This window comes from Planococcus faecalis (assembly GCF_002009235.1).
GTDB lineage: Bacteria > Bacillota > Bacilli > Bacillales_A > Planococcaceae > Planococcus > Planococcus kocurii.
The window spans coordinates 3,230,195-3,255,793 of record NZ_CP019401.1 but is presented as its reverse complement, the minus strand read 5'-3'; the positions used below and the strand labels follow the sequence as shown (position 1 = coordinate 3,255,793).

Genomic DNA, 25,599 nt, shown 5'->3' with positions numbered 1-25,599 from the left:
GTGTGATTTTGTATTCATTGCTTTAAAACAGCGTTAAAAATTTCTCCGCCGTCATCAATATCGGTGAGGATGAGTCGATCTGTATTTTTGACGAAGATCGATTTGTATTGTTCGACACCTTTTTTGTCACTAAGGAGCAGAATTCGTTTTTCTTGATTGTCCGAAACCGTCTCGAATTCATAGTCCCCGTCTTCGATTTCTTCTATGATTGTCGGATATTCAGGCAATGAAGCCCATTCTTCGTGACCGGCGATTACCGTATCGTTTGGAGGTGCGGTGTCACTACAAGCGGCGAGGAATAAAGCAACAATGAACACCATGATCATTTTCTTGGTCATCTTAGTTTCAGTCTCCTTTGAAAAATCAGTTAGGATTCTTGTTTGTTAAGGCTAAGGCGATTCGGTCTATTCCGTCAGCTAAGGTTGCACGAGGACAAGCTGCGTTTAATCGTAAATACCCCAGTCCAGCAGATCCGTACTTGCTTCCAGGTTCTAGTGCAACTTTTCCAGTAAACAATAGTTTTTTCATGACTTCGTCTTCTGTTAAGTCGAGTCTACTGTAATCGAGCCACAACAAATAAGTCGATTGTGGCTTCATAACGCGCAGTCCAGGAACTTTTTTCTGCAATTCACTGCTGGCGAAATCGATATTGTCAGAAATCGTCGTCAGCATGTCCTCAAGCCAAGACTCGCTTTCATTATATGCTGAAGTCAAAGCTGCAGGTGCAAACGCGTTGAGCATGCCAGAACCATGAGCCAGTGCATGTTTTTCAAGCTTGTCGCGTTTTTCTTTGTCTGTGGCAACAATCATGGCCACTTGAATGCCAGCCAAATTAAATGTTTTCGTAGGAGCCATGCAGGTAAAGACTCTATCGCTTTCAGCGCCAGCAATTTTTGCGAGCGGCGTGTGACGATGAGGTTTAATCATTAAATCGCCATGAATTTCATCTGAAATAATAAGAACGTCGTGTTTGCTACACAATCGGACGATTTCAGTTAACTCTTCAGGTGTCCATACGCGGCCGCCGGGGTTGTGTGGGTTACAAAAAATAAAAAGAGACGCATCTCGCAGTTTTTCTTCAAAATCGTTAAAATCTATGACGTATTGGCCATCTTGAACAACTAGTGGTGAATAGATTACTTCTCGATCTTGATGTTCAGCCAACTCGAAAAAGGGAGGATAGACCGGTGTAGTGACGACTATTTTATCGTGTTTTTCTGTGAAAGTCTCAATGATTGAAGCGATGGCTGGAATAATCCCTTGGTGGAAAAGCAGCCAATCTGATTCGATTTTCCAATCGTTTCGTTTTTTCTGCCAATCAATCACAGCTGTTCGGCATTCTTCACACATAAACGAATAGCCAAAGATCGAATGTTCTACTCGGTCGTGTAAGGCTTTTAAGACAGCAGGTGGTGCAGGAAAATCCATATCGGCAATCCACATAGGCAAAATGTCTGAGCTGTCTTCTATACCGTATCTTGTTTCCATTGTGTCCCATTTAACGGAACGGGTATTTTTTCGGTCGTGTATATGTTGGAAAAAAGTCATTTTCGTATCTCCCTTATCAAATAATTTTAGAAATTCATTCGCTTTAATCGTAAAGCAATAAACAAAATTGTCATAGTAGATAATGAGAGCATAGCCCGTTCAAGCCAATCTTTCAAGGTCCTTTTGTGCGAATATAGCTTTGGGATGCGCATTTAGAGTCTTCGTCGACAAGGAAAGACCAAAATGCGAAACTATGACATAATCGAATTATTAGAAAACTTGGGAGGGGAAATCCATATGGCGAAAAAAAAGACACCTCAGCAAATGAGGGAAAGTTTAAAGCGAGACGAACTGAAAAACAATCCAGGTGGAACTTTGCGAGATGGCTTCGACAACGGAGCAGGCGCAGCGGGTGATATGGGTTGGAAAGGAATGGCTTTGTTAATCTTGGTATTAGTAATAGGCTACATCATTTATCAGTTGTTTTTTAGTTGAAAGGGGAATTCAGATGGATGTGCTAGCGCTCGGTTTGTTTTTGGCAGTTTTGTTCGGCGTAATTTGGTTGGTGAAATGGATGTTGAGAAAAGTATTTGCTATTAAAAAAGAAAAAATTGATTGGCTTTCTTATAATCATATAAACAAGCTACATAAAAAAATAGACTGGGGAATCCGAATCGCAACGATGGTTGGGATGATCTTCACGATCTATTTCGTGTTGTATAAACAATACCCAATCGCTCTTTACCTTGTTGTTTGGGGTGCATTCACCATTATTGATTACTCTGTCAGGGCTTTTTTTGAATGGAAATACACCGATAATCCAAAACAATGGATATTGACCATGAGTGAAATCGTCATTTTGGTTATTGCGGCAATTGTTGCGACGATTCAATTCGATTTGCTTACGATTGGTTGATGGACGGACAATCATTGAATAGGAAGTTGTTTGTTTTAAAAAAGAGTGGTTGACATACTTTTAGTACATGAGGTGGAAGTAATAGTAAGAAGAACAATCAAAACTTTCTTCTGTGTCAGCTGATTAAAGTGGGAATTTTTAGATAACTTCTTCAAATAAGCCCTACCCTATACCGATAAAAAGCTTTTAGCCAGAACCACTGTTCACGATCCCCCAAAATGCTATCTGTATTCCTGTAGAGATCGTAGTTACTTCTAAATGACTCGTTTACCTAAGTTTAAATTGATAGTAAACCAGTCAATTTTGTTTTCTTCAATCAATAATTCCGTTTCTTGCAAAGCTTACTGGTCTTCCTCCAAGTACCTAAAATTTCTAAACATAGTCGATTTATTTACTATTTTCAAGCCAGACATACAGTTTGGCTTTTTTTGGTAAGGAGTTCTATGTTTTTTTGATGTTTGAAAGCTATTCTTTGTTCTAGAAATCGATTGGCTGATGATCCGCCGTAGAGAACTTAGTAGATTGATTTCATATTATTTATGTTACCTAAATTTGGGATTGAAACTTTCTACTCAGTTATTCGAGATGGGCTATTAGAATCATTTCGAGTAATTTTAAAAAACTGAATAATTATCCATTTTTAGTTAGAGCTCTAGTAATTAGAACTAGCAGATTGGTTTTAAGGACAATTTTTATTGGCCTTTTTTTGCTTTTTAGTATAAATATGAAAAAGCAAAAGTTAATTTTATAAATCAACTTATTCCGTAAAAACTAAAGTAGGTTACACCGATAGTAAATTACAACTAATTATATGGTTATGATAATATTTTCCAAATTAAAAATGGTAATTTGGAATTATGGAAAATATTTGAAACATAAAATAAAACATGATAGGATAAAAATTAACATTTGAACAAAGAGAGTGAAAAAACAGAAAATAATTTTAAGAAAATGGAGGAACTAAAACATGCCTACAAAAAAAACGAATTCACATCGTCAGTTTGTCGCTTTAGCCACTTCCGCATCATTGGTTGCTGTTTCATTGGTTCCTGCTCAAACTGCTCAAGCACAGAGTCCTTTCACGGATGTTGGAGATAGGTACGAGAAAGCAGTAGATTACCTTGTTGCAAATAATATAACGGATGGCATAACATCAACCCAGTTTGGAACCTTGGATTCAATTGTGAGGGTGGATGCTGCTGTTCTTCTTGCACAAGCGTTAAAAGCTAAGATTAATCCTGCAGATAAGTCTACATTTACAGATGTTCCTCAACGGGCACAATCTCATTTAGCTTTTCTTCAGAAGGAAGGCATCGTGTTTGGTAAGACCGGTACGTCTTTTGATTCTTTTAATCACATAACTAGAGGTGAAGTTGCGCTCATTCTGGCAGAAGCTTTCGAACTAGAAGGTAATCCTAAAAACCTCGGCTTTACAGATGTATCAAGTCGCTATGAAAAAGCCGTAGCAGCACTACTAGAAAATGGAGTTACAGTCGGTAAAACGGAAACTTCCTTTGGTACAGAAGATCCTATTACCAGAGGCGAATATGCGATATTTCTGTATAAATTACTAACTACAGTTGGTACTGACCCAGGCAACCCAGGTAACCCAGGTGATTCAATAATTCCGAAACCACCGGCAGTAAATCCAGTCGACAATGATGATGCAGTAGTAACAGGGAAAGGCGAAGCCGGAACGGATGTAACTGTGACAATCGGTGACAAAGAGTACACCGGTACAGTCGACAAGGACGGCAACTTCGAAGTCGAAGTCCCGGTTCAAGAAACAGGCACTGAAATCAAAGTAGTCGTAACCGATAAAGCCGGAAACGCTAGTGATCCAACGGTAGTCGTGGTCGTGGATGCACCAGGAACCCCTGAAACACCAGACGTCCCAGCGGCTCCAGCTGTGGATCCAGTCGACAATGATGATGCAGTAGTGACGGGGAAAGGTGAAGCCGGAACGGATGTAACTGTGACAATCGGTGACAAAGAGTACACCGGTACAGTCGACAAGGACGACAACTTCGAAGTCGAAGTCCCGGTTCAAGAAACAGGCACTGAAATCAAAGTAGTCGTAACCGATAAAGCCGGAAATGCCAGTGATCCAACGGTAGTCGTGGTCGGGGATGCGACAGAAACACCAGACGTCCCAGCGGCTCCAGCTGTAGATCCAGTCGACAATGATGATGCAGTAGTGACGGGGAAAGGTGAAGCCGGAACGGATGTAACTGTGACAATCGGTGACAAAGAGTACACCGGTACAGTCGACAAGGACGACAACTTCGAAGTCGAAGTCCCGGTTCAAGAAACAGGCACTGAAATCAAAGTAGTCGTAACCGATAAAGCCGGAAATGCCAGTGATCCAACGGTAGTCGTGGTCGGGGATGCGACAGAAACACCAGACGTCCCAGCGGCTCCAGCTGTAGATCCAGTCGACAATGATGATGCAGTAGTGACGGGGAAAGGTGAAGCCGGAACGGATGTAACTGTGACAATCGGCGACAAAGAGTACACCGGTACAGTCGACAAGGACGGCAACTTTGAAGTCGAAGTCCCGGTTCAAGAAACAGGCACTGAAATTAAAGTAGTCGTAACCGATAAAGATGGAAATGCCAGTGATCCAACGGTAGTCGTGGTCGTAGATGCGACAGGAACCCCTGAAACACCGGATGTCCCAGCGGCTCCAGCCGTAGATCCAGTCGACAATGATGATGCAGTAATTACAGGAACAGCTGAGCCTAGTTCGACTGTGACAGCCACAGTAGGAAATCAAGAAATCGGTTTTGTGGTAGCTGGGGAAGACGGGAAATTTTCCATTGGGATTTCTCCACAAGCAGCCAGTACCATTATTGATGTTACTTCAACGAATGAAGCAGGGAGAAAAAGTGAACCGACCAGTGTAACGGTCACAGAAGTAACTGCTGGAAGCGATAATTCAGAATTAGAAAAACTTGTTGATGAATTAACAAGTAATCTGATTAAGGAGTATTTCACTAACGAAACGTGGACGAATTTTGATGTGGCTTTGCAAGAAGCAAATAAAGTCTTGGCTGACAATGATGCTACACAGCCACAAATCGATAAGGCTTATGACAACTTAAAAGCCGGCTACGAAGGGTTAATTTATGTGGAGATTCCATATACGATTAGTAACGATGTATCAGCCAGTCAAATTACATTAACCTTTACAGAAGCAGTAGCACTTGATGGACCGATTGAAACAGTAGGTGGGACGGTTGCTGATGCAACGATAAATGTAACGAATGAAGGCTTGTCCTTAACCGTCTCTTCTCCAGCTAATGCTCAGCCAGGAGATACAGTGGAAGCCACGCTACCAGTCGGAGGAAAGCCTGTAGTGACAACGCTGACTTGGAATGGTAATTCGTGGACCGTCGATACGGATCCCAAAGGTGTATTCGTCACTACTGTTCCAGCTGATATCGGAGCAGTAATCGACTTATCACTTGTGGATAATGAAGGGAATCTAATTAGTGGGGGAATCAATTTGGATCAGCTTTTAAATAATCCGAATTTGATTCGATTAAGTTTATTGCCGTCCAGTGGATTGGTATCAGGAGATGTAATTAAACTGGGGACGCCACTGTTTGAACTCTTGAATGTTAAGTTGACTGAAGAAGACATCAGCCGTGGATTTGTGGATGTCGGAATCAATTCTGACCTATTGAAAACATTAACTGGAGGAGAGACACTTGACCTAGAAGCGATTGTGACTCGTAATTCCATCGATGTCGTCAATGGAGTCATTGGTACTTTGCCATTACCGACGTTCCTAACAAAGCCAGTAGTTGAATCGCTAAGTGGAATTGGGGAAGAGTTGGCCTACATTTTGGCCGGCGATAGCGCACTTCGAATCGATGTTCCTACTCTCGGGGTCGATCGATTTAAAGTGGGTGATCAAGTTGTTCTTGAACTGTTCCATGAGCGTCTCTTATTGCCAGATGTCAGTGAAACAACAGCAGCCTATATTTTAACACCAGAGGATATTGAAAGAGGGTATATTGAGTATACATTCGATGATGATAATTTAATTTTGCGTCTTTTGTCATCACTGACAGTAGGATCAGAAATTGACATTACGCCTATCATTCTTGACGAAGAGCGTGAAGTTCGAGGAGAAACTCAGACAGCGACTATTTCTCAAGGGATTCTCAGCATCTTGCTTCGCTTAATCGGAGATCTCATTTTACCTTGATGAAAAGCTTTGTAAAATAAGTAAGCAGTCTCAAAAAAAATGTTGTACACTTGCTATCTTCAAACAAATCAAATCGATTTTATGGAGTTAGCCTGTATAAGGAAAATCCACAAACATAAAAACACACCAAGCTTTCAACGGCTTGGTGTGTTTTTATGTTAATTTATAGCTTTGTTGTTGCGAATAAACAGAGAACCGATTAATCCAACAATGGCAGCTACCAATACCGCATAAAACGCGAAATTTGTCCCAAACGCTAAAAATTCTGCAGGATTGAGCGCACCAAACTCTGCAATGTAATTTTTTTGGCCGGCTGTAAACAAGGTAATAGCAATCGCTGTCCCAGCGGCACCTGCAACTTGAGTCAATGTATTCATAGCGGCTGAGCCATCTGCATACAAATTTGGTGGCAACTGATTCATCGCATGGGTTTGTGCGGGCATGATGGCCATGGAAATTCCTAAGTAGAGGACACAAAGCGCTGCGATGATTTGCCATACCGGCGTCGTAGCTGACAGAATGACGATAAACGCAATGGCCGCTACTGTCATAAAGGCAAACCCGGCACGTGTGTAGAGGCGTGCACCCACACGGTCAAAGCTAGAGCCGACGATAGGCGCCATGAGGATGTTTAATAGGTTAGCAGGTAACATCAACAGACCAGCAGCAATCGATGAGTAAGCGAGTACACTCTTCAAATAGATCGGAATTAAAATCGATACCGAGAGAATAACAAAAAGAGTAGCAACCATAAGCAAGGTTCCTAATGAGAACATCGAGTAGTTAAAGACACGCAAATCGATCATTGGCTGCGACATCTTCAGCTGGCGAAGGATAAACAGCAACAAGGCGATAAGTCCTGCAGTTAATGGGCCAAAGACGAGCGGCGCGGTAAGAGACGTTTCTGCCAATGCCGCCAGTGAATAAATAATTCCTCCAAACGCAATGGTGGATAATACCAACGAAGCCACATCAATTTTAGGTTTGGAAATCGTTGAAACATTTTCAATCGTTAATGCACCCAGTAGTAAACACCCGTTTAACGCGATCATTACCCAGAAAATATAATGCCAGCTGCTGACCTGGATGATTAAACCGCTTAGTGTAGGTCCAAGAGCCGGACCACTCGTTAGCACTAGCCCGACAATGCCCATGACCGATCCTCGTTTTTGAATTGGAAAGATCATCAACACCACACTGAACATCAACGGTAAAAAAATTCCGGTTCCGATGGCTTGGATCAACCGACCAGCTAACAGGATTGAAAAACTCGGTGCCACAGCAGCAAGCGTCGCACCGAGTGAAGAAATAACCAGTGCTGAAACAATCAACTGGCGTGTAGTAAACCAACGAACCAAATACGCAGACAACGGCACTAAGACGGCTAATACCAACAAATAGCCGGTCGTCAACCACTGTGCGGTACTCGCGCTAATCGAAAAATCCTCCATAATATTAGTCAACGCCATATTCAATGCAGTTTCGCCGAATAACCCGATAAAGGATCCGAGCATTAAAATAGCAGCAATCAATTTCGGTCTTTTTACGTGTACATGAGATTCCATAACGCAACTTCTCTCTATCTGTAATTTTGACTTGCCAATGTTCTCGATGATTCAATTTTTTAATAAAACCAATGAGTTCATTTGCAACTATAGCAAAAATTCTTAAGAAAACTCAATACAATTTGATTGGATAAAAGGTAGCTCAGCCACACTTTTGTCATATTCTCTTGAAAGAAAAATTTGTGATACGAATATAAAAGAATATTTTCTCCAACAATTAAAATGATAGCGCTACCTTTTACATGTATAGAAATCCTACTGTCTGAGAAGTTTTGGAATAGCCAGTCGTAGCAAGGAGACAAGCAGTTTTTAAAGGTGTGCTACCACTTTCCCAAAAATCTCAATAGTTTTTAGCGCCAACAATGAAAAAAATGAAAGTAATTATTCACCGGTGCTATTAATTTTTAGAGCGGGCGCATAAAAGCACTCTCGACTTGCGTACTGTTGATTGTATTTCCAAAGAATTAATCACATATCGATACGAATAGAAAGTTTGGAGTAACTTAGGCAACGGGTGAATATAGGACCTTTCGTAGTAGAATCTCTATGTATTTTCTAACAGAGCAGCAATCCAGGAACAATAGGCGACTATAAGCTCATTTAAATCCTGTTGACAAAATAATATTTATCGTTAAAATATATTTTAACGATAAATATTATTTGTGGAGGTGGCGAGTTGTTAAAAGATAAAAATATCCAAAATCTTTTTTGGGGAAGGCTGGTTTCTACATCCGGTGACAGTCTATATGAAATTGCCGTAATTTGGTACGTGTTTGAACTGAGTCAAAATGCTTTTTATACAGGTTTGGCAGTAGTCATTGTCATGATCCCCAACTGCTTTAATTTTCTCTTAGGCCCATTGATTGAAAAAATGAACAAAGCGAAAGTATTGATTTATGCACAGTTTTTTCAATTTTTTTTAATGCTGTTGATTCCTATAGGAATCGGATACGGATACGAATCAGTTTTTCTTGTTCTCGGAATTGTATTTTGCATTTCATTTCTTGAAAATTTTCAAGGAACTGCTGAAATTGCGGTGGTACCTAGAATGGTTGTGAAAGAAGAGAGAGGGAAGTTTAACTCGTTAATTAGCAGCTCACAACAACTGGTGGATATCTCGATGAAAGCTGTTTTTGCTGGGTTTATTTTGACCATTGGCGTACAAAATATTTACTTGTTTAATGCCTTAACCTTTTTAGTAGCAGCCATATTTTTTAGTATGTTAAAGATAAAGTCGACAACAGGAGAGGCAAAACAAACAACAGGAAATTGGGAACAGTATCAATCCAGTTTGAAAACTGGATTTGCGTATTTTTTCAAATCAAAAATTGTCTTTATTTGCTTGCCGTTTTTAATCGCTAACTTTTCTTTTGGTATGGCTGAAGCTATTCTTCCAGTCTACGCCAGTGAAAGAGGTGGAGCTGAACAATACGGCATCATCATTCTCGCCATCACACTCGGCAATTTGGCAGGATCTTTACTAGTAGTGAAAGTAATGAGATATCCGTTAGGGATTTTGATGATTGTTTTGCCACTTCTGTCATTTTTATTGTGGTTTTCATCCATTTTGGTGAGTCACAACGGAATCTCCACCTTCCTTTTAGGCTTGGCTTTCCTTCCTTTTGGAATGATGAGCATTCTATTAATCACGTTTTTGCAGACATCGATTGAAGAGCATTTACTAGCAAGAGTGTCGTCGATTATCGATAGTATGTTAGTATCTGCCATGCCGCTCGGTGCCTTGCTTGGCGGAATTTTATCGCCTGTCATTGGTGTTGGGAACATGATGCTAGTGAGTTCAACAGGTTTACTGGCCATTGTTTTTTACTTTTTGTTCAATAAAAACATTCGCTCCTTGCCGAAAATTGAAGACATTCAATTACAAGAATAAAAAAGCCATTAAGCTTTTTTAGGCTTACTGGCTTTTGCGTCTGTTTCATAAGTTAGGATAGAAAACGTATAGTTTGTTTTGTCATCTGTAGAAGAGCGCTTACTGATCAATTTTTCGATTTCCTCATTGATCTTCAGCCATTCGGAATGTGTGAGAGAAACTGTCGCTTCTCGGTACATGGCACGCGTTTCACCTGAGTCTTCTAAATCAGCCTTCAGCAAATTCGCGCCTTTGTTGAAGGTTAGAAACATATGAGATAGTAGCGCCGCCGAATTTGTGCGAGCTAGTTCTCCTTCAATGCTCATAAATTCTTCGTTAGTAGCGAACAATTGACGAGAAGAGTAATATTTTTCGATTAAGTTACCAACTTGTTTTTCTTCACTCACGTGAATAAGTCCTGTATCCAAAAGCTTTTGGATCGGGTAATACAGCCTCGAAGGCTTGTCATCCAATTCACTAGCAATTTCTTTCACAGTTTTGTCTACAGCTTGAATCGAGTACAAAATCGCCTCTATTTTAGGGTCAGCAATCAATTTCATCAAATCAAAATTACTCGTCATGAGTCCACTCCTTTATCTTTCGTATAAATTAATTTTAACGGATTAAAATATTATAACAATGGAGGATAAAGGTAATCTTGTAGCTGTCTTTAGTTATAAGCAACAGAAAGAAATCATTCCTCATTACTTGTGAGACTGAAAATCATCACTTTTGAGCCAATAAAAAAATCTACCGCAATGCGAAGAGCTACCAGGTTTAAATCAGTACGGAAATCAAAAAACTCCGTAGGCATCATCCATAAAAACTTGGTTTTGTAGTAAGGCAATCATTCCTGATTTTCAATGTCGTTTTGGTATTCAAGAATATCCCCGGGTTGACAATCTAAAGCCTTACAAATAGCTTCTAAAGTAGATAGTCGAATCGCCTTTGCCTTCCCATTTTTCAATATAGAAATGTTGGCCATTGTTATGCCAACCTGCTCTGAAAGCTCTGTAACACTCATTTTTCGTTTAGCTAACATCACATCAATATTAATAATAATTGCCACGTTATTCACCTCAGACCATTAAGTCATTTTCTGATTTTAGATCAATCGCTACTTGCAGAAGCCTTTGAAGAACAGCAGCAAAGACCGCTACTACCATTGAAGCAAAGGCGGGTAACATTCCAACTAATATAAGACCGGGTGCATCGTCTAGATCTGCTACACGAAAAACGAATGGCAGGATTACTACATACAATCCACTAATTGTAATGGCACATAACTTGATTTTTCTCAAAGACGCAATAGGCAACTTAGAAAATGTTTGGTCTTTGTCAATATAGGTTAAAAGCTTTAACGTCTGATATAGTGCGATGAAAAAAGGGATAACTGATAAATATATACCACTCACAATAGGATATAACATAGAGGCATAAACCGGATTTGCTGGGTTATTGGCTAACCAAAACACCCCAAATATACAAAAAGAAAGAATTGGAATTCCCATAAGAATAACAGTCAGTCTTAAAAAAATTGTCGATTTTCGTTCCATAAAAAACACCTCACTTATTTATTTAATGCTAATATATCACTATATTTATTGAAATACAATAAATATATATTGTTTCAAAGATTTTTAAAGTTTTCCCCAAAAAATTTTTAGACAAAGTAATGGGCATTTCTCGCTTTACAAAAAAACTTGTAATATTTTTTTGACAACCACTCATCAAAATTCTAAAAACTATTGACAGAAAACTCTCATAAAAGTATACTTACAATAACTTGGTGAAGGTGCTTTGTCAAAAATAAATAAATAATGAAAGTTAGCTTTCATTATTTGTAAGCACTTTCATTAAAGAATTGAAACATTTTTCGAATTTATCGGGCTGCAAAAAATATGAATTTCGATAAGTGAGGTGAGTTGCTAAATGAAAACACAAACAAAGTTGGTCGGTCTTAAACCGACGCTATTAATGGCACAAATGAAAGCAGACTTCACAAAATCAGATATAAAAATTTACGAATACATTTTGGCGAACAAAGAGAAAGTTCTTTATCACTCTTTAACAGAAATGGCAGAAGCGTGTGTTGTGGCAGAAGCTACATTATTGCGGTTCTTTAGAAAATTAGACTATAAGGGCTTCCAAGACTTCAAGTTTATGCTTGCTCAAGAACTTTCATTAACCACAATCGATGCGGTAGAAAACACCTATGTTGATAAAGTAAAAAATAATGTGATTCAAGTAATTACAGATACTGCTGCAGTGGTAGAAGAAGATTTGCTAGACCAAGCCATCATGAAAATAGCAGCTTCTGAAGATCTTGTGATTTTTGGTATTGGTTCATCAGGAATTGCAGCACTAGACATGCAAAATAGGTTGATGCGTATCGGAAAAAATTCAAGTATCATCACCGATTCGCATTTCCAAATGATGCGGGCAGCTTCTATGACGGAAAAAACGGTCGTTATTGCGGTTAGTTTGACAGGCAGTACAAAAGACATTGTAGACGCCGTAAGTGCTTCGAAATCGAACGGAGCAACAGTTATTGCTTTGACGAGCTATACAAAATCCCCTTTAACAAAATTCGCTGATTTAGTCTTACTATCTTCTTCAAAAGAAAGCCCATTAGACAGTGGATCGCTCATTTCAAAAATATCGCAGTTATTTTTAATTGATCTTATTTGCACAGGATTAGCGTTGAAAAATGAACAAGAAGCAAAAGTAATACAACTAAAAATTTCGGAAAACACAGCAAATAAACTTTATTAAACATTAAGGAGTAGTCATTATGGATAAACAATTATTGTTAGCAAAACTAAAGGGTGGTCTAATTGTCTCTTGTCAAGCATTAGAAGACGAACCGTTACACAGCTCTTATATCATGTCTAGACTAGCAGCGGCAGCTCAAGAAGGTGGAGCAGTAGGCATTAGAGCTAATGGTTACGAAGATATCAGTGCCATTAAAAAATCAGTCAATTTGCCAGTTATCGGCATTGTTAAGCGAGATTACGATGACAGCAAAGTATTCATCACAGCAACGTTAAAAGAAGTCGAAGAAGTGGTGAAATCAGGAGCAGAAATCATTGCTCTTGATGCAACAGATCAGTTGCGGCCAAACGGACAGCGACTGGATGAATTTTATGTAGAGGTTCGTCAAGTTTTTCCAGATGTTGTGCTAATGGCAGACATTTCAACGTTCGAAGAAGGTGTAAAAGCAAGTAAGCTGGGCTTTGACTTAGTGGCAACTACATTATCGGGATACACGGATTACACAAAAGACCACGTGCTACCGAATACTGACCTGATCAAATCTCTTGCTGAAGCAATAGATACACCAGTAATGGCAGAAGGTGGATACTGGAAGCCGGAAGAATTAGAAAGAGCGATGGCTTATGGAGCTCATGCGTGTATCGTAGGATCTGCTATTACGCGGCCAAGAGAAATCACCAAACGTTTTGTTGCAAGTTTGAATAAATAAAACGTAAAAGTATAATGCGCGATTAGATGTACTATTTCTTTTAGTAGTTGTTCTTAGGTTGATGGTGTGATGGGAAAAGTTGAGGTTGTCAAAAAGAGTAGCATAGAATATTTTAGCTTCTAGCTGTTACTGAAAATGAAATCTAATTTTGGTACGCAGTATGCAGAATCGAAATTATCTAATGTAAATCATCAAAGGGGTTTGGAAGTTGAAAAATTTATTTGGAAAAGCACAGCAATTTGGAAAGTCATTTATGTTGCCTATTGCGATACTACCAGCAGCAGGATTACTGCTTGGAATTGGTGGATCTCTATCGAACCCGAATACAGTAAGTACTTACCCGTTTCTAGATATCGCATTCTTACAAGCGATATTTACAATTATGAGTAGTGCAGGAAGCATTATTTTTGCGAACTTGCCTGTCATTTTCGCAGTCGGGATTGCTATTGGTTTAGCACGTTCAGACAAAGGGACGGCCGGTCTCGCTGCACTTATCGGCTACCTCGTGATGAACGCATCAATTAATGGGATTTTAATCATCAACGATGAACTTGCTGTTGAGGCGTTATCCAGCGCTGGACAAGGGATGGCGCTTGGTATTCAAACGCTCGAGATGGGTGTGTTCGGCGGAATTATGGTTGGGATCATGACGGGGCTGTTGCATAACCGATTTAATAAAATTGAGTTGCCTCAGTACTTAGGATTCTTCGGAGGCTCTCGTTTTATTCCGATTGTGACTGCTTTTTCGGCCATTCTATTAGGAACGGCGTTGTATTTTATTTGGCCGCTATTCCAGCACTTGATTACTCAGGCAGGCGGTTTAGTTAACGCAACGGGTGTTATTGGCACTTTCATTTACGGCTTTATTCTACGAATGCTTGGTCCTTTTGGATTGCATCACATTTTTTATCTGCCCTTTTGGCAAACGGGGATTGGCGGTTCACTCGAAATTGGTGGTCAGCTCGTACAAGGAACACAGAACATTTTCTTTGCTCAGTTGAGTGATCCTTCGACTACTCACTTTTTTGAAGGAACATCACGCTTTATGTCTGGTCGCTTTATTACGATGATGTTTGGTTTGTTAGGTGCTGCATTAGCAATTTATCATACGGCAAAACCTGAAAACAAAAAAGTCGTGGGCGGGCTTATGTTATCTGCAGCGTTGACTTCGTTTTTAACGGGAATTACCGAACCATTAGAATTCTCTTTCCTCTTTATCGCGCCGGTCTTGTATTTAGTTCATGCGATTTTTGATGGTCTAGCCTTCATGATGGCGGATATTTTTAATATCACAATTGGTCAAACGTTCTCAGGAGGATTTATTGACTTTATCTTATTTGGAGTGTTACAAGGTCAGGATAAAACAAACTGGATATATGTGATTCCGCTTGGGATTGTTTGGTTCTTCATGTACTATTTTGTATTCAAATTTTTGATTAAGAAATTCAATTTCAAAACGCCAGGTCGTGAAGATGAAAAAATGGACGCACCCGCAGCAAATGCGGTTTCGGTTGATCCGCAACAGAGCCGTCCACATACCATCATTGAGGCATTCGGGGGACAAGCAAATATCGTGGATCTGGATAACTGTGCAACTCGCTTAAGGGTAACGGTTAAAGATCCAGAACTTGTACAAAAAGAGGCATTTCCTGCGACGGGTAGTAAAGGAATTATTATGAACGGAACAGGCGTGCAGGTTGTATATGGACCGCAAGTATCGGTTATTAAAAATGAAATTGAAGAGATACTTGAGCAATAACAGTAGAAATAATCAAACAGAGAATCCTGCCGAGTTTAACTATCGGCAGGATTCTCTGTTTTGTTGAACTGTAAAATCACAATGCATGAAAAGCGATTATTTCAAAACTAGCCAAATAGTTTTTCAACGCGTCAATGTCTTGCGCTGTACTCGCTAAAGCGACGTGACCATCCGGGCGAACAAGATACAATGCATTTTGCTGAAATCCTGCTTTCTTCATAGTAGCTTGCCACGCAAATTCATGGACCTCAAGCGACTGCATGTCAGCGAAGTCTTTTAGTTCTTGACTGGCTTTGCCATAAATATGGATTTGCCAATCAACCGATTGCAAGGCTTGAAAGTTACTGCTGTCAGCAAGTTCAATCCATGGCAAACGCATACCCCCAAAAATTTTCCCTGCCTTTCCTTTACTTAAGGCACTGTCCCTGTAGTTAATGTGAATTTGAGATAACACTTTAAAGGCGTTCAGTTTAGTAAGCGAAAATTTAAATAACGAAGGCACGACATACGGTACGATAAACTTACGCAATAAAGTGCCGCGAAGCTTTTGATTGATGATGGTTTGAAAGGCTTGATCAGTAGTCGCAACCAATCTCCGCGCAAAAGCAATCCGCTCCGTTTCATAAGTTTCGAGTAAGGATGGGGCAGCTTTTCCATGGAGCACTGCTGCGAGCTTCCAAGATAAATTGAAGGCATCGCCAATACCGGTATTCATGCCTTGTCCGCCTGCAGGGCTATGAAGGTGTCCTGCGTCACCTAATATAAAGCAACGTCCTTTGGAGAAATGCTCACTGACGCGGTAGTGGACGCGATAAGTAGAAAACCAGTTGACCTGTGACGTTTTTACTCCAATTTTCCTTTCGATATAATCGCTCATATGGTGGTATTCAACATCCGGAATCTCACTGAGTTCCTCAGGCACAACTCCAAGTATCCTTTTTGTGTGTGCGTTTCTCACAGACATATACAACATAAAACCGTCATCATCCATATACATATCCATTTTTTCCATTTCCACTTCTGATTTTTCGGTTTCGACATCGGCGACGAAAAATAACTGCTTATACGTACCACCGGGAAATTCAAAGTTCAGTCCTTTTCGTACCGTACTTCCCGCACCGTCGCATCCGCATAAATAAGCGAAATCAGCAGTTTCTTCAGGGGCTCCTTCTTTTTTTAAAACCGCGCGTATGCCTTCTCCGGTGTCCACAAAAGAAGATAGTTCCGTATTCCACTCCACGCTAATTCCGAGTTTTTTCAATTCATCAACGAGAATTTCTTCGTGTTCATCTTGAGGCAAGCTAAGGATCAATGGAAATGGGCTCAAGCCTTTACCAAAATCGTGAAACTTCAAATTGGCTTTGACTTCTTTCCCATCACTCAAATCAAGTGACAAAATGGGTTGCCCTTTCCTGACGATTCTATTGGATAAGCCGAGCTGCTGGTAATGCTCTAATATCCGTGCATGCACAGCGAGTGCACGAGACGCTGTACCGGTTCCGGACTTTTTTTCGATGATCCGAAAAGGAATATGGAAGCGTGCTAGGCTGTAAGCAAGATCAAGTCCTGTTGGGCCTGCTCCTACGATTAGTACTTGTGGTTTCACGATGAAGACCTCCTATCGAATAGAACAACTAATTGGTATGAGAATGTATTCGTTTAATTTAAGGAAGTATCGATAAAGAATAGAGAAACGCAACTGCAATGAGTTGATCGAATTTTGTTCCAGCCTACCGAGACGTTTTCTAAAGCTGGTGAAAAAATTATCTAGTACTGCTACTATATCCTTAATCAGACGAGTTCAAGCAAATTCGCGCTAAAAAATTGTAATCCTATAGAAAGCAGCGAGCCGCAAGAGAGAATTACTTCGCTGTTTTTTTATCTAATTTCCCAATTATAGGAACTTTCCTTCTTTTGGTTCGTAAAGTAAAGGGAAGAAAATTTATGGAGGCGAGTTTATGTCAAAACCAGCAATGCAATTGGTCAATTTAAAAAAGACCATTGGGAAAAAGCCAATTATTAAAGGGTTAGATTTTGAAATTCAAGCAGGAGAAGTGTTTGGATTTTTAGGGCCAAACGGAGCGGGCAAGACGACAACCATTCGCATGATGGTCGGCTTAATCGATATTACAGAAGGTGATGTGCTGATTGAAGGAAAAAGCATTAAAACCGATTTTAAAGGAGCCATTCAACATGTTGGAGCAATTGTCGAAAATCCCGAAATGTACCCATTTTTAAGTGGTTGGAACAACTTAAAGCAATATGCACGAATGGTTAACGACGTTACGGAAGATCGCATGAAACAAGTGATTTCACTCGTTGGGTTGGAACATGCGATTCATGAAAAAGTAGGAAGGTATTCACTTGGTATGCGCCAGCGTCTAGGGATTGCACAAGCATTGCTGCACGGACCGTCGATTTTGATATTAGATGAGCCGACTAACGGTCTCGATCCTTCTGGAATTCGAGAAATTCGTAAATACATCCGCAATTTAGCTGAAAAAGAAAATGTCGCGGTCATCGTATCGAGTCATTTACTAACAGAAATTGAATTGATGTGTGACCGGATTGGTGTCATTAAAAATGGGGAATTGATTGCGATTGAAGCGGTTCGGAGCGTCCAAAACGATGAAGCGTTAAAAGAAGTATTCATTGAAGCAGAGCCACTTGAATCTGCTAAAATCTATTTGGAAACGCAGACCACAAATAAAATTGGCGTGACGGCAAAAGAGCTGTCCATATCCATTAAACACGAAGAAATTCCCGCTGTTTTAAAGAGTTTAATCGAACAAGGAATTAATATTTACGGTGTTCGTGTGTTACAAGCAACGTTAGAAGATAAATTTTTTGACTTGATTGGAGAGAATACCATTGAGTAATTTTATGAACTTAATCTGGAACGAGCAAATCAAATTATATGCCCAAAAATCGACATGGATTATGTTTATTGTTTTAGCACTTATTGTTATAGGCGGCGGACTGATAACCAAATTTATGGGTCCTGAAACTGATTTTAAAGAATACGGAGACAATTGGCAGGAAGAAGTGCAGGCGGAAAATACACAGCTGGCGACTGAAATGGAGGAAGATGAATTTCTGCAATTTTCCAATCCGGTGATTATTGAAGAAAACAACTATTATCTAGAAAACAATATTAAGCCGCAGCCTTATGACGGCTGGGAATATGTGTTAGAAAATAGTTTTCTTTCATCAGTCATTAGCTTGTTTACTATTATTGTCGCAGCAGGAATTATTTCAAATGAATTTAAATGGGGCACGATAAAGCTATTGCTTATTCGTCCGATTTCACGCACTAAGATTTTGTTTTCCAAATATGCCTCGGTGTTAATTTTCGCACTGACGTTGCTCGTTTTCCTGCTTGTCACTTCTTTAGTTGTTGGAGCCATACTATTCGGCCTTAACGGGGTGAATCCTTCTATCGTGCAGCAACAAGCGGGTGGCTTTGGTCAAAATGGCGTGTTAGGTGAAATTGTGCAAGATTACGGATTGAGTCTCATAACACTCGTTATGATGGCAACTTTCGCATTTATGATTTCTGCCATTTTTAGAAGCAGTAGCATGGCAATTGGCTTAGCGATTTTCTTAATGATGGCGGGCAATGCGATTGTTGCGTTCCTCTCACAGTACGGATGGTCTAAGTACATTTTGTTCGCCAATACGAATTTAAAGCAATATATGGACGGTGCAGAGCCACTGATTGAAGGCATGACACTAACGTTCTCGATTGTCGTTTTGTTGGTCTATTTCGCCGTGTTCATTGGTGCAGCGTGGACTGCGTTTACTAAACGGGACATTGCAGGACAATAAATCAAATATAGGATTAACATTAGGAGGATGATGATGAAACGAACAGCAGAAATTGTATTAGCCGTTATCGGTGCCTTGGGTTACGTATTTACCGCAGCTTTAGGTGGGTTTATGATTTGGCTTCAGAACAACAAAGGGTTAATGGAAGAGGTGTTCAATGAAACGATTGAACAAAATCCTGAACTTGGTATGAGCGACATGGAAGTTATGCTAGATGCATTAGGGACGGGCGGCTGGTTGTTCGCAATCGCTTCTGTTGTGGCCGTGATTTTAGGGATTGTTGCGATCGTTTTCCTAAAAAGCAACAAAAAGCCGGTAGTGGCTGGCATCATCTTTATTGCGACCGCAGTGATCGTCGCAATTGTGACAAGTGGAGCCGGTATTTTGGCTGGACTCTTTTATCTTATTGCGGGCGTAATGGCTCTTGTTCGTAAGCCTAAGCAAGTGATTGAAGAATAAGTGTGAACTGAAAAGACAACCTGGAAGATATCAGTGTATCTTCCAGGTTGTCTTTTTTAACTTAATGAAATTGGTGAAAAGAGGGAGGAAACTATGAATCGGTTTGATATGAGTTTTAAAAATAACAGAGTACGCGTCTATTTTGCTACAATGATCCCGTTAATCATCGGAGCCATCTTATTGTATCTATTTTTACCGAATGAGCTTCAGCTGATCTCGACGTTATTGGTGATTATTGGAGTGATTACTTATTATATTTGGCTAATTCTCGATCGAAAAAAACAAAAGGGAGGTAACTAAATCAGTTAGTAAGCAAACGCGCAGCTTAGTATTAGAATTTCTTTTAAGTTTTCTGAAAAATATGTTAATATTAAATCGTTTATAAGTGTTGTTCACGTTTATTTTGAAAATTTTAGCAGTAGGTGAAGCAGTAAGCCGAATGTGTTAGAAATCGAACGAAGAAACTTTTGGGAGGGATTTAGATGAGTCAAGAATCGTGGTTACCAACGTTAAAGACGGATACACCTGAGGAAGGGTACGAATTAGCAGTGAAATTGGCACGTAAAGCTGTAGGAATGACGCAACCAGATGAAAGTATCCGTAAAAAGTTACGTCCAGTCTACGCAAATAACGCAGATAGTTTAACTTTAGCTTCCCAAGTGGTGGCGATCAATTTTCAAACAGTAGCTGCAGCTAATGATTATTGGAAAGAGTAAGTACTAGTAAAAAATTGATCGACCGTTGATTAAAGTCTGATTTTCCAGCACTAGCCGAATACGAAATAATCGATGTGAACAGCATAACCCCCACAAAGAATCATTTTCTTTGTGGGGGTTATGCTTTTTTTAGTGATCTTCACGTACTTTTTTATCGCCAATCATAAACGTCAAGATGAACATCATCACGTATAGCGACAAGATAATACCGAACGTATACTGATGATTTGCGGTCACGTCGTAAACAACTGCAATCAAAAGTGGCAATAGTCCACCTATGATAAATCCACCGGTTTGCATCATGGCCGTCCAGGAACTAGCTTCTTCAGCTGTCTTTGTTTCATCTAGTGGCAACAGCAGGGCAATCGGGAACAATCCGCCAAGCGGAATACCCATAATAAAGGCACCTGTCCACATGAGTGGATGAATCCCTGTCCAAAACAAGGCGACTGCGAGCGTCCCTGCAACTAGCATAAGCAACAACCAAAACTTCCGGGCGGGAAAACGCTCCATGAGCAACGGCAGAAGGATGTTCAAAAACAGTTGAACGGTCGTCATAATGCTAAGCAACAATCCTGCCTGCAGCAAGGTCATTCCAGCCGCAACCGCAATTGGTGCGAGCCATGTAATGATCGAGAAAAACGCAGATGACTGTAACCCGAAGAATAATAAAAATAGCCAGGCCTTCCGTGTTTTCCACGGAGATCGTATTTTTTTCTGATGCTCTTTCGCGACAACGGAATCGAGTTGACGTACTTCGATAGGTCCTTTCATCGCGAAAAACCACGCAACTAAACCAAAAAGTGTCAGCACAGACCAGCTACTAAGCGCCAACAAGTAGGACCCGGTTCTATCAAAAAACACAACGGTTAATCCGGCACTAGCTGCAGAACCTACTCCCATACCGAGTGAGTAAACGCCAATGACGGCTGCCGCGCGATCCGGGAAATACTGTTTAATCATCGCGGAAAGAAGGGGGCCAATTACCGCAATCGCGATACCAATAATTAATGCGGTCCCGATTAAAACGATAAAGCTGGAAACAAAACCTCGTAACGCAGTCATGAGTCCAATCAAAATGAGCATCGCATAAATCGTCCGTTTTAATCCGAATTTCCGGTTTAATACGGGAGCCATCGTGGCAAAAACACCCATACAAATAACTGGAACCGCCGTCAACAAACTAACTTGTGCATTAGACAAGGTCAGTTGCTCACGAATCGTTTCAAGCATGGGACCAATTGATGTGATGGCGGGTCTCATATTGATAGATATCGCAAAAATAGCGAAGATAATTAGAACAGACTTTTGCTTGCTTATGTTATTGAGCATATACTGGTTCCTCTATCTATCTATTTATTTGCTGTATAGCTTTTTCTAATGCGAACGTGCGTTAAAAAAACTATACTAGCTCTATTCCATACTATAGTAATTCATTACCACTTTCTATAAGGTAAGAACTTTCCATTCAATGTTAAAACGACACGATCTCCTTTTGGATCTTCTTTTTTCTGCATATCCAGTTCAAAATCAATCGCACTCATAATGCCTTCGCCAAATTTTTCTTGGATGAGTTCTTTAATGGTAGGACCGTATACCAATACCATTTCGTACAACCGATATAGACCTGGATCAGTAGGGGGCATTTGTATGGCGTCGCCTCGGAATGGGATTTGCGTCAAAGCTTGTACGACTTCTTCATCAAGATCTAATAATGTTCCTATTTTTTCAGCTTCTGGACGAGTCATTGTAGCTTGTCCTAATAAAGCAGTGACGATCCAACTTTCAGCATTTTCACTTTCCATAGCGATTTCGTTCCATGTTAATCCTTTTGCAAATTTAGCGTCAAGTATTTTTTGAGTTGCTTCTTTTCTATTCATTTATAAAAACTCCCTTTTCATTTCATTTATTTTGATATAAGTGGAACGGATGCTCTTGGGCATCTCCTCTAGTGTGCACTGTATTTTACCGATTTTTAGTATAAGACACTGACAACAAAACGTCTTTCTAGAGTGATTGCTCCAATTCAACAGATCTTGCTAAATCTTTGTATCCATCAACGATGACATCCAGTTTGCCTGTCTGCGGGTCAATAACAAGACCGTGTACGGGAATATCTTTAGGAATGAGTGGATGGTTTCGAACTAATTCGGTGTTCGCAGTTATGGAGTCAACGACGTCATCAAATCCGAACAACCATTTGTGCAGGTCAACACCCGCATATTCGATAGCAGAAAGAACCATCGGAGAAGTCACACCGCGATCGACCATCTTTTGCAGTGTTCCTTGTGGATTGCTTTGGCTCATGCCGCATCCATGATGTCCAATAATGTAAATCTCTTCAGCATTCAGTTCGTATACTGAAGTAACAATACTGCGCATCATGCTGCCGAACGCATGGCTAATAGTTCCGCCTGCATTTTTAATAATCTTTGCATCCCCATTGTGTATATCTAACGCTTTTGGAAGCAACTCAATTAAACGAGCGTCCATGCATGACACGACAACCATTCGCTTTTGTGGCATTTTAGTAGTTTCATAAGGTACGTATTCTTTTTTTGCTACGAACTGGTCATTGTGCTCTAAAATTTCCTGTAGTAACATTCATATAACCTCCTTTTGGTTTATATCTTATTTCTTTAGGAACGAACTAAATGTATATGGCTAAACAATTAGTGAAACAGGATATAAACCAAGTATAGATAGTCGTAGACAAAAGAAGAATAAGTTGGCGAATCGCTTTTGGACGTTCAACTTTCATGATGAAAGGGTTGGGAATTATCATTGATCACATAGATTTTGAGATACTGGCATTATTAAAAGAAAACTCCAGAATACAGTGGAAAGAAATTGGACAAAAAGTACACATGACTGGGCAAGCTGTGGGAAATCGGATTCGAAGGTTGGAAGATATGGGGATTATTGAACAGTACACAATCGCCATAAATCGCGTAAAGCTAATACAGCCGATCACAGCATTTATCACGTTCTTCGTCGAAACGACGGATCACAAAACCTTTCATGACTTTTTTAAAGCACAAGAGGCCATCTCTGAAGCGCACCGTACGAGCGGAGATGGCTGTTATTTATTGACTGGGCATTTTGGTTCGAATGAAGAGCTGGAGATGTTCCTCGAACGTCTTTTAACATACGGAAATTATCGTATTAACTTATCAATAGGTAAAATTAAGTGACGGGGTCAAGATTTTCCACTGTTTGTGTATTTTTATTTTGCTAATATGAAAATGAATCATTCAGTAGTAACCTATACTTTCTGGACAGTCTGAAAAGGCAGCTAGCGAAATTCGCTAGCTGCCTTTTTACATATTAAAACACTTCGATTTGTCCCATCATGCCGTTATCTTCGTGTTCTAAAATGTGGCAATGGAACATGAAAATGCCTTCTTCTGGGAACGTCACAAGTAATTTTACTTTTTCGCCAGGGTTGACTAGCACACTGTCTTTTAAGCCCTGTTCGTTCGGTTCTGGCTCCTTGCCATCGCGCGAGATAATCTTGAATTGAGTGCCGTGGATATGGAAGGGGTGAATCATTCCGCCCATCATGTCGGGTTTGTTGTAAACTTCCCATACTTCCGTAACGCCTTGTTCTTGGCGCAAGTCGATTCGATTTGGATCAAATTTCTTACCATTAATCGTAACCATGTCCATCATGCCGAACAGCTCAATATCTTTCGAGACAGGGCGTGCTTTTTCCTGTGCGGTTAAGAACGGCTCATCAGCTGTCCACATCTCAGGCGAACTAGCTGGAGAATCGTCGAGAGCCACATCAAAGGGCAGTAATTCTATCCCCTCATCATTGATGAGGGAAAGAGACTCTTCGTCAGTGAGCTTGGAGAAATCAATCAAAATTTCAGCGCGTTCTGAAGCGGCGAGTGTCAGCGATTTGGTTTCAACAGGCTCGTCTAGTAGCCCACCATCTGAAGCGATTTGGGTAAAGCGATCACCATTGCTCAAGCGGAATGTATAGTTTCGTGCATTGGCTCCGTTCAGTAGACGAAAACGCATGACGGGTTTCGTAACAGTAAGTTTTGGATGAATCGTTCCGTTGATGATGGAAACAGTACCTAAAGTTCCATCATCGTTCATGAGCTTGTTGTAGTTTAGTTGTTTGTTGTCATCGAACAAACGATCTTGGAAAATAAGCGGAATGTCATCAACTCCATACTCAGTAGGAAGTTGTGAGGCAGAGCTAGGTTTCTCATCAATAAGCAACATTCCCGAGAGGCCCTTGAATACTTGTTCAGCTGTCGAGCCGTCAATATGTGGATGATACCATAGCGTGGCAGCTGGCTGATCAGCTTCTAGTGTGACGATTTGGCTGTCACCGGGCTGGATTCCACCGTGTGGACCTCCATCTATTTCCCCACGAACTTCAAGACCGTGCCAGTGAAATGTAGTCGGTTCATCTAGATTGTTGGTGATTTTAACATCGACACTTTCGCCTTCTTCAATCTTAAGTGTGGGACCAAGTAAATCACCGTTATAGCCATACGTATCAGTCGAGACGCCATCGAAAAACTCAGTGTTTCCTTTTTGAGCAATGACTTCGTAATCATAATCTTGACCTTGTTGTTTTTCCAAAATTGGCGGAATCGCCAGTGCCTTTAAACCTTTAGAAGATTCAAGTAGAGGCACATTGCCGTGCATCATGCCACCCATGTCTTGCTGAGAATCTGTGTTACCGCCCATATGTTCATTATTCATAGGCGTATTTTGTGAGGACATGTTGCTGCAACCGACTAAGATAAAACTTAAAACAAATGAGCCAAGTGTAATTTTTCGCATATTATTCCTTCCTTCCATTTGCCTTCTTCAAAACTAACTTTACTCAATAACTATGCATATCCAGTGCAGGAATGATGGCGTTTTTTTGTATATAGACAATATATTTGGCAAAGCTGTAAATCTGCACAAAAAATCAAAACTTTTTAGGTAAGCTTGAATTACTTGGAAAAAGAAAGATTCGGTAAGTAAAAGTGACTAGTCAACTGTTCTAGCAAAATGGAATCCTTCCATTCGTTTGAGTAGTTTGCAGATCGACTGAGCTGGTTGGTTAAAAAGAGGCTGCGATGTTTAACAAACGATCTTTGAAAATTGATTTATTGTTTTTTATCTTGATTGAACTGAAAAGGCCGGCTTCTTAATAAGCTAAGGTTTAGGTCGTTTTCATAAGCTGAATTTAAACGATTAATTAAACAGATGAGGAAGGGACTTGGAAAAAATCGCCACAAGAATAACGAAGAAAACTAAATGTCACGCTATTCTCAGGATAAGAGG

The 25,599-nt window shown here is 40.2% G+C and carries 24 protein-coding genes; 13 read left to right on the top strand and 11 right to left on the bottom strand.

Translation table 11 applies throughout. The features are described 5' to 3' along the window. Nucleotides 1-14 precede the first annotated feature (14 nt). Complete coding sequence (locus tag AJGP001_RS16110; RefSeq protein ID WP_078080769.1) at nucleotides 15-338, bottom strand: hypothetical protein; 324 nt, start codon at nucleotides 336-338, stop codon at nucleotides 15-17. A 25-nt stretch (nucleotides 339-363) separates the two neighbouring features. Then, entirely contained in the window at nucleotides 364-1,548 is a 1,185-nt protein-coding gene (locus tag AJGP001_RS16105; protein WP_058384081.1) for a MalY/PatB family protein, read from the bottom strand. 237 nt (nucleotides 1,549-1,785) lie between these two features. On the opposite strand from AJGP001_RS16105, the gene AJGP001_RS16100 reads away from it, so the two are divergent. The 3 genes from AJGP001_RS16100 to AJGP001_RS16090 all read left to right on the top strand — a co-directional run bounded on the left by AJGP001_RS16100 (nucleotide 1,786) and on the right by AJGP001_RS16090 (nucleotide 6,620). Then, nucleotides 1,786-1,983 carry a DUF6366 family protein gene (locus AJGP001_RS16100; protein WP_058384082.1) on the top strand — a complete coding sequence of 66 codons (198 nt, stop codon included), beginning with the start codon at nucleotides 1,786-1,788 and terminating at the stop codon, nucleotides 1,981-1,983. 13 nt (nucleotides 1,984-1,996) lie between these two features. Beyond that, on the top strand, nucleotides 1,997-2,404 hold the full coding sequence (locus AJGP001_RS16095; RefSeq protein WP_071152791.1) for a DUF4181 domain-containing protein: 408 nt from the start codon (nucleotides 1,997-1,999) through the stop codon (nucleotides 2,402-2,404). Nucleotides 2,405-3,371: 967 nt separating this feature from the next. Further along, nucleotides 3,372-6,620, top strand: coding sequence for an Ig-like domain-containing protein (locus AJGP001_RS16090; protein WP_078080768.1), 3,249 nt, complete (start codon nucleotides 3,372-3,374; stop codon nucleotides 6,618-6,620). Nucleotides 6,621-6,778: 158 nt separating this feature from the next. Here AJGP001_RS16090 and AJGP001_RS16085 read toward each other — a convergent pair whose 3' ends face one another. Then, nucleotides 6,779-8,185 carry a DHA2 family efflux MFS transporter permease subunit gene (locus AJGP001_RS16085; RefSeq protein WP_071152788.1) on the bottom strand — a complete coding sequence of 469 codons (1,407 nt, stop codon included), beginning with the start codon at nucleotides 8,183-8,185 and terminating at the stop codon, nucleotides 6,779-6,781. A 676-nt stretch (nucleotides 8,186-8,861) separates the two neighbouring features. Here AJGP001_RS16085 and AJGP001_RS16080 point away from each other — a divergent pair. Continuing rightward, nucleotides 8,862-10,076 carry an MFS transporter gene (locus AJGP001_RS16080; RefSeq protein ID WP_169835281.1) on the top strand — a complete coding sequence of 405 codons (1,215 nt, stop codon included), beginning with the start codon at nucleotides 8,862-8,864 and terminating at the stop codon, nucleotides 10,074-10,076. A gap of 8 nt (nucleotides 10,077-10,084) precedes the next feature. On the opposite strand, the gene AJGP001_RS16075 is transcribed toward AJGP001_RS16080, so the two are convergent. The 3 genes from AJGP001_RS16075 to AJGP001_RS16065 all read right to left on the bottom strand — a co-directional run bounded on the left by AJGP001_RS16075 (nucleotide 10,085) and on the right by AJGP001_RS16065 (nucleotide 11,611). After that, nucleotides 10,085-10,636, bottom strand: coding sequence for a helix-turn-helix domain-containing protein (locus AJGP001_RS16075; protein ID WP_071152786.1), 552 nt, complete (start codon nucleotides 10,634-10,636; stop codon nucleotides 10,085-10,087). 266 nt (nucleotides 10,637-10,902) lie between these two features. Then, on the bottom strand, nucleotides 10,903-11,124 hold the full coding sequence (locus AJGP001_RS16070) for a helix-turn-helix domain-containing protein (protein WP_071152785.1): 222 nt from the start codon (nucleotides 11,122-11,124) through the stop codon (nucleotides 10,903-10,905). 10 nt (nucleotides 11,125-11,134) lie between these two features. Continuing rightward, entirely contained in the window at nucleotides 11,135-11,611 is a 477-nt protein-coding gene (locus AJGP001_RS16065; protein WP_071152784.1) for a DUF2975 domain-containing protein, read from the bottom strand. A 376-nt stretch (nucleotides 11,612-11,987) separates the two neighbouring features. On the opposite strand from AJGP001_RS16065, the gene AJGP001_RS16060 reads away from it, so the two are divergent. The 3 genes from AJGP001_RS16060 to AJGP001_RS16050 all read left to right on the top strand — a co-directional run bounded on the left by AJGP001_RS16060 (nucleotide 11,988) and on the right by AJGP001_RS16050 (nucleotide 15,298). Then, nucleotides 11,988-12,830 (top strand): MurR/RpiR family transcriptional regulator, encoded by an 843-nt coding sequence (locus AJGP001_RS16060; RefSeq protein ID WP_071152783.1) that lies wholly within the window; start codon nucleotides 11,988-11,990, stop codon nucleotides 12,828-12,830. Nucleotides 12,831-12,849: 19 nt separating this feature from the next. Beyond that, nucleotides 12,850-13,539, top strand: coding sequence for an N-acetylmannosamine-6-phosphate 2-epimerase (locus AJGP001_RS16055; protein ID WP_071152782.1), 690 nt, complete (start codon nucleotides 12,850-12,852; stop codon nucleotides 13,537-13,539). A gap of 208 nt (nucleotides 13,540-13,747) precedes the next feature. Further along, nucleotides 13,748-15,298 carry a maltose/glucose-specific PTS transporter subunit IIC gene (locus tag AJGP001_RS16050; RefSeq protein ID WP_151897521.1) on the top strand — a complete coding sequence of 517 codons (1,551 nt, stop codon included), beginning with the start codon at nucleotides 13,748-13,750 and terminating at the stop codon, nucleotides 15,296-15,298. Between the two features lie 76 nt (nucleotides 15,299-15,374). Here the strand turns inward: AJGP001_RS16050 and AJGP001_RS16045 are convergent, their stop codons facing one another. After that, a complete protein-coding gene (locus AJGP001_RS16045) occupies nucleotides 15,375-16,904 on the bottom strand; it encodes an FAD-dependent monooxygenase (RefSeq protein WP_071152781.1) in 1,530 nt (509 codons plus the stop codon). 352 nt (nucleotides 16,905-17,256) lie between these two features. On the opposite strand from AJGP001_RS16045, the gene AJGP001_RS16040 reads away from it, so the two are divergent. From AJGP001_RS16040 to AJGP001_RS16020, 5 genes are all read left to right on the top strand, one after another. Beyond that, nucleotides 17,257-18,177, top strand: a complete 921-nt coding sequence (locus tag AJGP001_RS16040; protein WP_058384093.1) for an ABC transporter ATP-binding protein — start codon at nucleotides 17,257-17,259, stop codon at nucleotides 18,175-18,177. Further along, nucleotides 18,170-19,126 (top strand): ABC transporter permease, encoded by a 957-nt coding sequence (locus AJGP001_RS16035; RefSeq protein ID WP_071152780.1) that lies wholly within the window; start codon nucleotides 18,170-18,172, stop codon nucleotides 19,124-19,126. The genes AJGP001_RS16040 and AJGP001_RS16035 overlap by 8 nt, the downstream gene beginning before the upstream one ends. Before the next feature lie 33 nt (nucleotides 19,127-19,159). Next, nucleotides 19,160-19,585: a DUF4064 domain-containing protein gene (locus tag AJGP001_RS16030; RefSeq protein WP_071152779.1), complete on the top strand. Its 426-nt coding sequence runs from the start codon at nucleotides 19,160-19,162 to the stop codon at nucleotides 19,583-19,585. Nucleotides 19,586-19,678: 93 nt separating this feature from the next. Beyond that, a complete protein-coding gene (locus AJGP001_RS16025) occupies nucleotides 19,679-19,885 on the top strand; it encodes a hypothetical protein (protein ID WP_071152778.1) in 207 nt (68 codons plus the stop codon). Nucleotides 19,886-20,067: 182 nt separating this feature from the next. Then, complete coding sequence (locus AJGP001_RS16020) at nucleotides 20,068-20,301, top strand: hexameric tyrosine-coordinated heme protein (protein ID WP_071152777.1); 234 nt, start codon at nucleotides 20,068-20,070, stop codon at nucleotides 20,299-20,301. Nucleotides 20,302-20,430: 129 nt separating this feature from the next. Here the strand turns inward: AJGP001_RS16020 and AJGP001_RS16015 are convergent, their stop codons facing one another. From AJGP001_RS16015 to AJGP001_RS16005, 3 genes are all read right to left on the bottom strand, one after another. Beyond that, nucleotides 20,431-21,633, bottom strand: a complete 1,203-nt coding sequence (locus AJGP001_RS16015; RefSeq protein WP_071152776.1) for an MFS transporter — start codon at nucleotides 21,631-21,633, stop codon at nucleotides 20,431-20,433. 104 nt (nucleotides 21,634-21,737) lie between these two features. After that, nucleotides 21,738-22,181, bottom strand: a complete 444-nt coding sequence (gene cynS, locus AJGP001_RS16010) for a cyanase (RefSeq protein ID WP_071152775.1) — start codon at nucleotides 22,179-22,181, stop codon at nucleotides 21,738-21,740. Nucleotides 22,182-22,308: 127 nt separating this feature from the next. Further along, a complete protein-coding gene (locus tag AJGP001_RS16005) occupies nucleotides 22,309-22,905 on the bottom strand; it encodes a beta-class carbonic anhydrase (protein WP_071152774.1) in 597 nt (198 codons plus the stop codon). A gap of 158 nt (nucleotides 22,906-23,063) precedes the next feature. Between AJGP001_RS16005 and AJGP001_RS16000 the strand changes: the two genes are divergently transcribed. Then, nucleotides 23,064-23,495: an Lrp/AsnC family transcriptional regulator gene (locus AJGP001_RS16000; protein WP_058386820.1), complete on the top strand. Its 432-nt coding sequence runs from the start codon at nucleotides 23,064-23,066 to the stop codon at nucleotides 23,493-23,495. 133 nt (nucleotides 23,496-23,628) lie between these two features. Here the strand turns inward: AJGP001_RS16000 and AJGP001_RS15995 are convergent, their stop codons facing one another. After that, nucleotides 23,629-25,107, bottom strand: coding sequence for a multicopper oxidase family protein (locus AJGP001_RS15995; RefSeq protein WP_071152773.1), 1,479 nt, complete (start codon nucleotides 25,105-25,107; stop codon nucleotides 23,629-23,631). Nucleotides 25,108-25,599: the final 492 nt, after the last annotated feature.

What these genes read in the sequence shown, in the direction of transcription:
- AJGP001_RS16110 (WP_078080769.1), bottom strand. Translation starts at nt 338, where the DNA reads ATGACCAAGAAAATGATCATGGTGTTCATTGTTGCTTTATTCCTCGCC.
- AJGP001_RS16105 (WP_058384081.1), bottom strand. Translation starts at nt 1,548, where the DNA reads ATGACTTTTTTCCAACATATACACGACCGAAAAAATACCCGTTCCGTT.
- AJGP001_RS16100 (WP_058384082.1), top strand. Translation starts at nt 1,786, where the DNA reads ATGGCGAAAAAAAAGACACCTCAGCAAATGAGGGAAAGTTTAAAGCGA.
- AJGP001_RS16095 (WP_071152791.1), top strand. Translation starts at nt 1,997, where the DNA reads ATGGATGTGCTAGCGCTCGGTTTGTTTTTGGCAGTTTTGTTCGGCGTA.
- AJGP001_RS16090 (WP_078080768.1), top strand. Translation starts at nt 3,372, where the DNA reads ATGCCTACAAAAAAAACGAATTCACATCGTCAGTTTGTCGCTTTAGCC.
- AJGP001_RS16085 (WP_071152788.1), bottom strand. Translation starts at nt 8,185, where the DNA reads ATGGAATCTCATGTACACGTAAAAAGACCGAAATTGATTGCTGCTATT.
- AJGP001_RS16075 (WP_071152786.1), bottom strand. Translation starts at nt 10,636, where the DNA reads ATGACGAGTAATTTTGATTTGATGAAATTGATTGCTGACCCTAAAATA.
- AJGP001_RS16065 (WP_071152784.1), bottom strand. Translation starts at nt 11,611, where the DNA reads ATGGAACGAAAATCGACAATTTTTTTAAGACTGACTGTTATTCTTATG.
- AJGP001_RS16060 (WP_071152783.1), top strand. Translation starts at nt 11,988, where the DNA reads ATGAAAACACAAACAAAGTTGGTCGGTCTTAAACCGACGCTATTAATG.
- AJGP001_RS16055 (WP_071152782.1), top strand. Translation starts at nt 12,850, where the DNA reads ATGGATAAACAATTATTGTTAGCAAAACTAAAGGGTGGTCTAATTGTC.
- AJGP001_RS16040 (WP_058384093.1), top strand. Translation starts at nt 17,257, where the DNA reads ATGTCAAAACCAGCAATGCAATTGGTCAATTTAAAAAAGACCATTGGG.
- AJGP001_RS16030 (WP_071152779.1), top strand. Translation starts at nt 19,160, where the DNA reads ATGAAACGAACAGCAGAAATTGTATTAGCCGTTATCGGTGCCTTGGGT.
- AJGP001_RS16025 (WP_071152778.1), top strand. Translation starts at nt 19,679, where the DNA reads ATGAATCGGTTTGATATGAGTTTTAAAAATAACAGAGTACGCGTCTAT.
- AJGP001_RS16020 (WP_071152777.1), top strand. Translation starts at nt 20,068, where the DNA reads ATGAGTCAAGAATCGTGGTTACCAACGTTAAAGACGGATACACCTGAG.
- AJGP001_RS16015 (WP_071152776.1), bottom strand. Translation starts at nt 21,633, where the DNA reads ATGCTCAATAACATAAGCAAGCAAAAGTCTGTTCTAATTATCTTCGCT.
- cynS (WP_071152775.1), bottom strand. Translation starts at nt 22,181, where the DNA reads ATGAATAGAAAAGAAGCAACTCAAAAAATACTTGACGCTAAATTTGCA.
- AJGP001_RS16005 (WP_071152774.1), bottom strand. Translation starts at nt 22,905, where the DNA reads ATGTTACTACAGGAAATTTTAGAGCACAATGACCAGTTCGTAGCAAAA.
- AJGP001_RS16000 (WP_058386820.1), top strand. Translation starts at nt 23,064, where the DNA reads ATGAAAGGGTTGGGAATTATCATTGATCACATAGATTTTGAGATACTG.
- AJGP001_RS15995 (WP_071152773.1), bottom strand. Translation starts at nt 25,107, where the DNA reads ATGCGAAAAATTACACTTGGCTCATTTGTTTTAAGTTTTATCTTAGTC.